The 11,183-nt window shown below is 42.0% G+C and carries 8 protein-coding genes; 1 reads left to right on the forward strand and 7 read right to left on the reverse strand.

Translation table 11 applies throughout. The features are described from left to right. Nucleotides 1-2 precede the first annotated feature (2 nt). The 5 genes from ACW689_RS19680 to ACW689_RS19700 all read right to left on the reverse strand — a co-directional run bounded on the left by ACW689_RS19680 (nucleotide 3) and on the right by ACW689_RS19700 (nucleotide 7,249). A complete protein-coding gene (locus tag ACW689_RS19680) occupies nucleotides 3-1,256 on the reverse strand; it encodes a sensor histidine kinase (protein ID WP_476293919.1) in 1,254 nt (417 codons plus the stop codon). Then, nucleotides 1,253-1,942: a response regulator transcription factor gene (locus ACW689_RS19685; RefSeq protein ID WP_476293921.1), complete on the reverse strand. Its 690-nt coding sequence runs from the start codon at nucleotides 1,940-1,942 to the stop codon at nucleotides 1,253-1,255. Before ACW689_RS19685 ends, ACW689_RS19680 begins: the two co-directional genes overlap by 4 nt. Then, nucleotides 1,935-5,132: an efflux RND transporter permease subunit gene (locus ACW689_RS19690; protein ID WP_476293923.1), complete on the reverse strand. Its 3,198-nt coding sequence runs from the start codon at nucleotides 5,130-5,132 to the stop codon at nucleotides 1,935-1,937. The genes ACW689_RS19685 and ACW689_RS19690 overlap by 8 nt, the downstream gene beginning before the upstream one ends. After that, the gene (locus tag ACW689_RS19695; protein WP_476293925.1) at nucleotides 5,129-6,301 is read right to left on the reverse strand and encodes an efflux RND transporter periplasmic adaptor subunit; all 1,173 of its coding nucleotides are present in this window, start codon (nucleotides 6,299-6,301) and stop codon (nucleotides 5,129-5,131) included. The genes ACW689_RS19690 and ACW689_RS19695 overlap by 4 nt, the downstream gene beginning before the upstream one ends. A 510-nt stretch (nucleotides 6,302-6,811) precedes the next feature. Further along, entirely contained in the window at nucleotides 6,812-7,249 is a 438-nt protein-coding gene (locus tag ACW689_RS19700; protein ID WP_476293927.1) for a hypothetical protein, read from the reverse strand. A gap of 522 nt (nucleotides 7,250-7,771) precedes the next feature. On the opposite strand from ACW689_RS19700, the gene ACW689_RS19705 reads away from it, so the two are divergent. Then, nucleotides 7,772-8,557 (forward strand): substrate-binding periplasmic protein, encoded by a 786-nt coding sequence (locus ACW689_RS19705; protein ID WP_476293929.1) that lies wholly within the window; start codon nucleotides 7,772-7,774, stop codon nucleotides 8,555-8,557. 27 nt (nucleotides 8,558-8,584) lie between these two features. On the opposite strand, the gene ACW689_RS19710 is transcribed toward ACW689_RS19705, so the two are convergent. Both ACW689_RS19710 and ACW689_RS19715 read right to left on the reverse strand, forming a co-directional pair. Further along, on the reverse strand, nucleotides 8,585-9,517 hold the full coding sequence (locus ACW689_RS19710; protein WP_476293932.1) for a hypothetical protein: 933 nt from the start codon (nucleotides 9,515-9,517) through the stop codon (nucleotides 8,585-8,587). 111 nt (nucleotides 9,518-9,628) lie between these two features. Beyond that, nucleotides 9,629-10,945: a sphingomyelin phosphodiesterase gene (locus ACW689_RS19715; protein ID WP_476293934.1), complete on the reverse strand. Its 1,317-nt coding sequence runs from the start codon at nucleotides 10,943-10,945 to the stop codon at nucleotides 9,629-9,631. Nucleotides 10,946-11,183: the final 238 nt, after the last annotated feature.

Below are 11,183 nucleotides of genomic sequence, written 5' to 3' on the forward strand. Positions count from 1 at the left end.
CATTATACGAACGTAATACTAACGCTACGCCCGTTGCTCAAGGTCCTAATGTCATAACCCCATCCGTACAAATTGGTTAAACGCTGGGTCAATTCCAATCCCAGTCCAAAACCAAGCTGGTTGGCTTCAAGCATTGGGCCACGGTCGATATTGGTGATTGTCACTTGGCTGCCCGCTTGACGTATTTGTACTTGTCCTACATTGGTATGAACATAAGCATTGCGAATAATATTGCTCAATACAATGCGAGAAGCCATGTGTGGCAAATGAACAATGCTGTCATCACTTTCAATCTGCACTTCAATTTCCCTATCTTGTATAAGATAAAGTAGCTCTAACATGATTTCATTCAGCAATTCAGACAAGTTAAGCGCAGTGGCAGGTTCCCGTTTGTTCTCGTCTCGATTTAACCACAACAATGTTTGTGTCAAAGCGCTCATTGTCAATACCGAACGTTCAATTCGAGCAATTCCTGGCTTAAACTTAGACTTCGGAAAGTCACCTTCAAGCAGCTTTTTTAAAAGCTCAGCATTGCTTTGAATAACGGCTATTGGTGTGCGGAGCTCGTGACTGGCATAAGCCAAAAAACGCTGCTCTCTTTCTACGCTTTTGTGTAAATTGCTCGCGCTTTCATTGATCATATGCGCTAATGTATTTAACTCGTTAAAGCTGAAATCTGGTACTGGCTGTGAAAGGTTTGTGCTATCTACTCGCCCTGCCCATTGCTGCAACTGCTCAACAGGTTTGGTGACCTTTCTGAGCACCAAAACCAGTACGAGAACAAACACCACAATCGCAGCAACTGCGGTTGCTGTGATCACCACAAAGTGTGGCACCTCGGGCGATAGCATCAACATGCGCTCATCGGCCTTAAAAATACTCGCGACGTAGACTGTTTGTCGGCTATTGCGTACCTTCATCGCAAAGTAACCAGCCGATGGTGGCGTAAACCATGTCCCCCCAATCATATGCTTGTTTAGCGTGTTATAACGCATATTGTCGTCAGCTAAATATTCCGTTACTTCCTTGGGTAAATCTTGCCAACGCGAAGCCACAATATATAGCTGACTTTTTATCGGTTTTCCGTCACGAACAACGTGTTCCTGTGCATAAGCATACATCGCCCCGCGCATTGCGACATCCATCCCAGTGATAAAATACTGCATACTGAGCGCAGACAAAATCAATATACTGCTGATCCCCGTCACTAGCATTGCAAGCAACACGTAATACCTTAAACTGAGCCGTATCTTCATTCGTCGTTTAACTTCTTAATTGCAAAACCTTTCCCACCAACGGTATGCACAAGCTTCTCTTCATGCTGAGCGTCAATTTGTTTTCTAATGTGGAACATATGTACCTTTAAGCTGTTACTATCGGGTGGTTCATCAGCCCATACCGATTGCAGTATCTTCTTACGTGAAACAACTTGCGGACTGTTGCGCATAAGCAGCTCAACGATTTTTAAACCAATGGGTGATAAGCCGAGAAGCTCCTCTCCTCGATAGGCCTCTCGCTGTTTAACATCAAGGTGCAAATCATGAACGGTAAGGCGGGAAACTTGCCCACTTTTACGTTTTGCTAGGACCTGTGTTCTAACTATCAGCTCTTCCATTGCGAAAGGTTTAATTAAATAATCGTCCGCCCCTTTAGCAAATCCATTCAACTTGTCGTCTAGGGTATCCTTAGCTGTAAGCATCAGTACAGGCGTATCTACGCCCTTGTGCCTTATTCGCTCACACACTTGCAATCCGTCTAAGCTAGGTAAATTAATGTCAAGAATGATCACATCATATCGGTGACGTTCGATTAAGTGCACCGCAAGCTCGCCATCACTGGCATGATCACAAAAAATATTCTCTAACTCTAAATAATCAAACACGGTAGCGGCGAGATCTCTATCATCTTCAACGAGTAAAACACTCAGCTGCGTATTATTCATGATTTACCCCATTTGATTGCTTTAGTTGCCCTGACACTATTTTATGTTTTGCACCAAACACACCATATCTACTCTGGTTTTTAATCGCTATTTTTGCGTTTTCCAATATTAATAATAGAGTTGGCGTTAGGAATAACGTAATTACTGAGGCAAATAAAATGCCATACCCTAATGCGGCAGCAGCTGGTATCAAGAACTGAGCCTGCAATGAGGTTTCACTTAATAGTGGCAATAATCCAGCAAACGTTGTGACAGATGTCAGTAATATTGCTCTGAGTCGCGAATGCGCTGCTACACTCACAGCTTCTTTTACTGACAAATTGCCTTCCTGTCGTAGTTGGTTATAGCGATTAACGAGTAACAAACTGTCATTCACTACAACCCCACTTAGTGCCAAAATGCCGTTTAGCGACAAGATACTAAGCGTGAGGCCATTGATCCAATGCCCTAATATTGCGCCAACTATGCCAAATGGTATCGCGCTCATAATCACTAGCGGTTGTAAGTAAGACTTTAAAGGGATCGCCAATAAAGCAAATATTGCAACAAGCGCTAACACAAACATATGAACCATTGAGCTACCAGTCTCTTGTTGCTGCTGAGCCTCACCAGCAAACTCAAAGTTCACATCTGGGTAATCCGCTTTCAAATCCACTAAAGTTGTGTTTCGTAGCTGTGTGATTAGTTCATGAGGTGCTATCTTCGATTTATTTAACACGGCACTGATAAATACTGAACGTTGGCCATTGGTTCGTTTTATTTCAGCACTTTGGTATTGACTGTTAACCGTAGCCACATCGCTCAAAGGCATGCGCACACCATTGGGCGTTGTAATATAGGCTTGCTTAACGTCTGCAAGTGTTTGCCTTTGTTCTTGCGGATAACGCACTCGCACTTTGATTTCGTCTTCGCCGCGTTGAAAACGCTGAACAATATCTCCACCAAAGTTCTGTAACACTTGTTTAGATAATTCAGCGCTATCAAGACCTAACGCTCTGCCATAGTCGGTTAATTCAAAATAATACTGTGGCTCGCCTAAATCTAAGTTGTGATCAACACCACTCACGCCCTCTAAATGCTTAATGTTTGCAAGCAGCGCATTACCAGCATCTGTCAGAGCTTCATCGTTTGAAGACTTAAGTAACACTCTGAAATTATCAATCATGCCGCGCTTAGCGAGTATTTTAGTCTTTTTAGCGCCTTCGAGAGTACCCGCTGATTCGCGCCACACATCTGCGAACTCATACGCGCTGTAACGACTGTTTTTAGCCAACTCTATTGTGACAGTACCTTGCGTGTCGCTCTCAGCTAACACCTGAATACTAGTGATATAACTATCATGCGCTTCGGTGCCTTCACCGTACTTTCTGCGCAACCAGTTATCACTAAAAATCGCTAAATTCTCTAATATGAGTAAGTTGTCATAGGTTTGACCAAAGCTGGCATCATTGTACAGCGTAATATCTGCACTCACTGTATCTCCTGGTACTTCGGGGAAAAATGCCACTCTCACCTGACCGCTAAAAGGCAATGAAATCACAGCAACCATCAGCCCTAAAAATAACACGAACACCTTAACTTGATTTTTAAGAGCCTGTGCCAATCCTTTTTGATAGATGTGCTCATTAAAATATGTAAGTCCGCTGTCAGCTTTTGAGCTCAGTTTTCCCCACCACCCAATGGTCTTTTTCTCACGGGTATTTATATGGGTTAAGTGAGCAGGTAATATTAGTTTTGATTCAATGAGTGATAGCAATAGCGCAATTGCTACAACCGTGCCGAATTGTGCATATACCTGACCTAAGCGACCCTGTACATTACTCAAAGCGACAAATGCAACAACCGTGGTTAAAACCCCAAATACGGTAGCAGCGGCTACTTTTTGGGTGCCCAAAATGGTATTGGCTGTAGTATCTCCATACTGTGCTCTTGTATGGTAAATACTCTCACCTACAACCACCGCATCGTCAACCACAATCCCCAATGCCATAATAAAACCGAATGTCGTCATTTCATTTAGGGTCAGGCCAGTAAAGTTATCGGTCATAAAAAATAGCGTGCCACAGAATACAAAAGGCAAGCCCATTGCAACCCACAGAGCAACTCGCACATTCAAAAACAGGGCCAGCACGATAAATACCAATGCAATACCAGTTAGCGCGTTTTTAATAAGTAAAGATAAGCGTTCAGTGATCAAGGTGCTTTTATCAAGCCAACTTTCTATCTTTATGTTATCTGGTAACACGCCCGAGTTTTGCCAAAGGCTCACCACATTTTGGGCTTGCTCTACCATATTCACTACGTCACCGTAATCATCCATGACGATTTCTAATGCAACGGCGGTTTTACCGTTATAACGTGACACTGAAAAGCTGTTATCCTCAATAATACGCTGCACAGTACCTAAGTCTTTAAGAAGCAATTGGCCACCAGAAGCAAAACTTTTTACGACGATTGACTCAAAATCACTAACCTCAAAAGCTTGATCTAACACTTTAAGCCTGACCGATTTGTCTTCGTGTCTCAGGCTTGTGCCGATGGCATAAGATGACTCTTTGTTGATGGCATCAGCGACTTGTTTTAGTGTTAAGCCATAGGCTTGCAACGTTTGCTCTTCAACCTCTACAGAGATCATGGATTGCGTTTTGGCCTTAATTTGCACATCTTTAATATCGCTTTTTGCAAGTAGCTGCGTTTTGAGTTGAATTGCCAATTCGTTTAGGCTTTGCCTGTCTGCATCACCATATAACTGCACCCATAAAACATGATCTTGCCGTTTGGCTTTGGTGACCACCGCAGGTTCCGCTCGCTGAGGCAGATTATTAATCGCATCAACTTGCGCTTTCACATCTTGATATAATTCGTCAATATCATATCCGCTTTGCATTTCTATACTGACATGCGCGCCGTTGGCGTTTGAGGTGGATGTAATGTTTTTTATACCAGCGATTGATTGCAATGCATTTTCGACCTTGATTGCGACACCCTGCTCTGCTTGTACAGGCTCACCACTATCATATACAACAGACACGGAGACTGTGTCCGGCTCAAGGCTTGGAAAAGCTTCTTTACGTAAATTATTAACGGATAAAAGACCAACCAATACCACCGCAATAAATAACAAATTCGCGGCGACTGAGTTTTGCGCAAACCAAGCAATAATGCCTGATTGCTTATTTAAGTTACTCATAAAAGCGCCTCTTCAACTGGGTTTACTTTCGTGCCTTCACTAAAATGACTCAGTGGCTTTTTCACTATTTGTAACGACTTGCTTGAAAGTGGTTTGACGTAAACAGATTGGCCCTGCGAAAACACGCTATCGGTTGCTTGTTTTTGTAACTGGCTATTTTCGTCGACAAACCAAACATCGCCTGATTGAGAGATCGCTGACGCCGGTAACTTATAAAGTGATGCCTGTGTGCCTTGTAGCGTTACTTTAACAAAACTGCCTGCAAACAAAGGGTCATCCTGAGACAGCGGATCGTCTACAACGACAACAACAGAGCGCTGACGAGTTTGCGCATCTATATGGCTTTCTATTCTGGCTACATAACCTTGCCATTGCAGCGCTTTATTGTTTGCTTTTTCTATCGCCACGGGCCATAAGTTCTTTTCTAACTCACCATTAATTTTTACGTTGAGTTCTTGCCATTGACGCTCGGAAAGCGGAATTTCGATCTCAGCTTTGTTTATGTCATATAACAAACCAATGCTTGAATTTGCGCTCAGGTACGAGCCTAACTGAATATCACGTTCGACCACTAATGCATCAAATGGTGCTTTAATGATCGTATTATCCAAATCTATCTGAGCTTTCATAAGTGCCTGCTTTGCATACTCAAGGTTTGCTTTGGCAGCAGCTAGTTGAGGTTTTCTCAATACAAGTGGCGTCGCTTTTTGGCCACCCTCTTTACTTAACAACCACTCTTGATAAGCGACTTCACCTTGCCTTTTTTCTTCTTCGAGCTCCAATTCAGCTTGAACAACCTGGGCTTTTGCTTGTGCTAATTGTGTTTGATAAAAACTATCTTCAACCTTCGCTAGTACATCACCCTGCTTAAGGATTTGGCCCGATTGAAATTTTTCACTCAAAGTGACTACTTTACCGTTTACATCACTTGTTAGGCTCAATTTAAAACGAGGCATGACTTCACCAAGCCCCGTCACCTGCGCGGTATAACGCTCAGCATTCACTTTAACAACTCCTACTTGAGGGAGTTTTCCGCGAGCTATAGCTGGTTGTTCAATTTGCTCATGCATTTTTTTTGGACTGTCTGACACGCTATGCGCTTTGTTGTAAACCAGCACACAGCAAAACGCTGTCGCGCACATCACTGCACTTATTAGTTTAAACTTCATATTTACTCCCGATAACAATGCAATAAAACAACCACTAAGCAACGAATTCATCGATATCCGATGTTTTTTAGAGCCGAACGCGAAATAGTCCGCGCAAAACACAATTCAGCCGTTTTTTAGTTTGAATGGGCGAAGTATAAAAGTTGAGCGGTTAAAGAGGGGTTAAACAAGAATTGAGGAGGTTAAAAGGTATAAAAGATTAGGCGGCTTTCAAAGAACTCAATTGAACGTTTATGACGAGCAAAGCTGTATTTGCCATTGAACAAAATGCACTGGCTCACTCGTCAATAGTGGGTCTATTGCTAACCGCTCATCTTCTTTAACAGGATTATGCCAAGGTGAAATCGCTATCCATTATAAAGAACCTCAAATAGATGAAAATTGCAGGGTAAGGCACAAGCGTTAACCATCTGCTATACCTATAGTATTGAGTGATTGTCTAGTCGTTCTAGGCACTTAGTAACACGCAGCCACTTCATACGGGCGGCTGCTTAACGCCAATTATTGTGGCTACTTGCTAATATTCACTCTCACAACACCCCAAGGTGATACTTCACCAGCTGGGTTGATCACACGAAATGCGATGGTATCAAATCTATTTACGCCTTGTGTTTCGTCAGCCATATACAATAGCTTTCCTTTAAACTTAATCCAGCGAGAGTCCAGTGTATTGTACGCAACCGACTGGCCGTAAGCCGTTTCGGTTTTATCGTAAAAAGCGATTTGCTCATATGACTTACTTGTGTCAAATTGAATGCGTAATTCGCTATTTGGATAGTCTGGGTCAAATACATAACCGTCTGTGAATACATCAAATTCTTCTTGAATATACATGCCTGCATTGTATTCAAATGTTGTTTGGCCTAGTTGAGGAGCTGCGCTTGCCAAAGAGGTTGCCAGAGCGGTACTTGCACTAATGGCTGTTAACCAACGGGTATTTAATTTCATTTCAAGATGTCCTTATTGTAATCTATTTTTCAAATTAAACTCGCAATCAAAGCTAGCAAAATCATACACTTAATACAACCAGTTTGAGCCACACCATGATTGCAAATTATGCAACCATGGTGTGACTGTTTGCTATCGGGTTTAGCATTGGAAGACTTATAGAAATTCATTATCAATCACTAGAAGTAATACGGCATCTGGGGCTTTATCTTGTGCATTAAACTCGGTGATTTCTTTAGTGACTGTAAAACATTTTAAGTCCCACAAACTCGTCCTACACTTATAGGTAAGATGTATCAATCATTTAGACTGACAGTTGCTTAAATGAACGTGTTTTTAGCTCTGATATTGTGCATTCGTATTTAAGCTGACTTCGCTTAAATACGTTAAAAATACATAGCGAAACAGCATAATACCCAAGCGAAGTATGTCGTCTTATATCTCGTTTATTTTAAATTAACGCTTTAGTTATCATTGCAAATTTTGATATAAATTAGATTCACCGTATTCGGAGTCGCTATTTTGTTCAGAGCAAAAGCACATTTATTGCTGCAATTTTATTACTTTCTATTTTTTCTATTCGCCAATCTTGCTCTATCTGGCTTTATTCAGGCCAATACACTACGTGTGGTGACTGAGCACTTCCCTCCTTTTCAAATCGCGCCGTCTAAAAACGAACCCGGTTCGGGTCTCGCCTTAAATATTTTTAACCGCTTACAACAAGAGCTTGGGCGAGACGAAAAAGCCCAGTTTTTCCCGTGGGCTAGAGCCTATAAAATTGCGCTGAATGAACCCAATACGCTCATTTTCAGTTTGGCCAAGACCACAAACAGAGCACAGCACTTCCACTGGATAGGCTTTCTCGATGTAACTGATGAACTTTGTATTTGGCACTTACGGGCAAACACCCTATTTGATGTCGAACGCTGGCAAGATTCAAACACGTACAGCACCGCTTTACCCATTGCCGACTCAATGCAAAGTTACTTAGAAAACTATGGATATAGCACAGACCACAACCTCCACTTGGTGGGGGACTTTGCGCAAGCTATCCAAATGCTGCTATTAGGACGGGTGGATTTTATTGCCGCTGGCGAGCACTCGATGTATAACACCTTAAAAAGCCTCAATGTAGAGACCACGCAATTAGCGGCAAAAAGGGTTAAAGGCATACATCCTTCCAAACTTGGCTTTGCTTTAAGCCAAGGCAGTGATGAAAGGCTCATACAACAGTACACAGCAGCATTTTCAAAAGTAAATAGCTCAATCGACACATCGCTGTTAAATGACTACAGCCACTGTTACTAAAGCAAGAAGTAGGCTGCATAGTCATGCTCAATCAACCTGAAAAAATGATTTTCTAAATACTCTGATTTGCGCTTCATACTGACTTTGCCATTGAGCGTCTGACAAATGTGCAAATTCTGTTTCTCTGCTCTGTTTTAGCTGGGCTTGTATTTCTTTGAGCGCTTGTTGATAGTTATTTACGCGCTTTTGTTGTTCAATAACTTGATGTTGTCTTGCCAAAATCGCCTGAGCACGGCCCTTATCAAAATAGCGCTGTGCCAACTCACCTTTTAAATGTGATAACGCCGTTGGGCTCAGATCTGTGCCTAACACTTCAACAGCCATACTATAGAGTACATGTTTATCTTGCGGTAACTTACCTTGCTCACTCATTAACTCCATTTGCTCTAAAAAGTCACTTTGCTGCAACCCTTTGCTGAGCTGAGTTAATTCATCTAATGTTGCTCTAGAATCATAAAAGACGAACGCTTGATTAAACAGCTCGGGTGCATGCTCCCCCCAAACTTGGCGATACAGGCTTTTAATTCTCATCACTTTTTCAGCAGTACCGGTTTGAAAATCTTCACTTTCAGACAGCTGTTTAAATTCTTCCATTTTCGCAGGGTATTGTGCAAGTAATTGATACTTTGTTGAACTTAGCAGGTTTTGTAACTCTACTAATAACTCATCGCAGTCAGAGCGGCTTTGACAACCTTGCCAAAACGATTCAATTAATGGCTTTATCAGGGCTAATTGCGCATCTGTAAAGCTTTTACTCAGCGCCTCCATCCGGCTATCTTTAGGGATTGCGCCCTCTTGGACCGCAAAACCTACTGGTTCAATATTCCTTGAGGATTCAATTTGTTGCGTAACTTGAGTTTGTATGTTCTTTTCTGCCTTAGTTGCACTACCGCATTGCAAAACCAAAAAAATGGCTGCAATTAACGCAATAAGCATTAAGTATAAAGTGCCTTTTTTCATTATTTAACCTAGATATAAGTAGATTTGAGAGGCAAGGATGTAATGCCTTCACTTTGGCATCTAAAACGGTGGCCCAATTAACAACAATTGAGCACACCTATCACTACAAAGCTATTTAATCACAGCTTTGACTGGGAAGTGATCTGACAGATCCCAATGTTCCCAAACGCTTTGTGCGGTACTGCGAGGCACTTTTACTTCATTGGTATTATTTTCCACGGCCTTGTACTCATCACTCACGACGATGTAGTCTAGGTATTCGACTGTATCGCCCGCTTTTTTAGAAAATGAATTTACGCGAGGGTCAAAAGTCGACTCTGTATAACCCGTATATTCAGGAGCTGATGCGGCTAGGTTTGCGAGCATATTGCTATAGTCATTTGGAAACTTAAGTTTATTAACGTTAAAGTCACCACCATACACCACGGTTTCGTTTGCAGGAATATTTAAACTCTTCGCTAGGGCACGAATTTGCTTAAACTGGCGCTGCCTATGTTCACGCGCTGTATCGGTATCGCTAGATGCAGTGTGCGTTGCAAACAAGTGGTAAGCTTCACCATTTTTGATAATTTCTGCGTAATTCACGCCTTTATCCGCAAAACAGTCTGTTCCCGAACAGTCAGGAAACACATATTGCGCTTGATTGACGATTGGATAGCGGCTGACAATGATAACGCCACCATCATAAATATTAACGCCCGACTTATCTAACATTCTGGTTTGATAAGGATACTCAGTAGCAAGTTGTTGTAAGAATGACTCACGCTTTGCATCAAACACCTCTTGCAATAACAGCGCATCATACCCTTTTACATGATCTGGCAATAAAGCCATTCTATCGGAAATATGAGACGCTAGAATCGGTAAAGCCCAAATATTGTAGGTCATTACCTTAAGCTGCTCAGGCGCAGGAGTAGCGACTTCATCTTGTTGTTTCGGTGAGATTGTGTAGTAAAAATCGTCATATCGCGCCGTGGCTTTGGCTTTGAATGCCACTTCGCCAGGCTGCGCCATTGGCTCTAATTTTGATTGGTAACGGTGAATGTTTCTATCGCTAAGCTGGCCCGAGTTAAAGTCTTGAGAGTGTGCACTGTGCGTAATAGTTGACCCGTACCAAGTGCCTTTCATATTCTGCTGTAGGTTAATAACCGCACCAGATTGATTCGTCACTTTGGTTTTAAATTGATAGCTATGCCCAGACTTAGCACCATAATAACGGTTAAAGCTCAAAACCATTTTGGTCTCATACGGCTTTAACTGGGTTGTATGCTGTGTCCATTCATCGCCATATTCCATTAGATCAGAGCCTGTGTGCTCAACCGAAATAGTTAAAATGTCACTGCTGTTGTTGGTTAAATAGATATCACTGTCGGCAAATACCGATGTAGAGATCATTGCCGTTGCAATGCTTAATAGTTGAAGTTTCATAGTTTTTTCTTGTTGATGAGTAAAGTGGTGATGGATTATTCACACATAATGTTTCTTTATTATGTCTTTTCTGTGAATTAGTCTAGACCAGATCACATTTGATGTATATTTGAACTTCAATTAGTCACTGTAATTGCAAATATCGCCTTGTCCACTTCCCCGTCAGTGAGACACCTGTAAACTAGAGTTTTCTAACTTTGCCCGGTAAGCTGCTGGCGGCAGATCACCGAGACTTTCA

This window comes from Pseudoalteromonas sp. ABE4_541 (genome assembly GCF_056312285.1).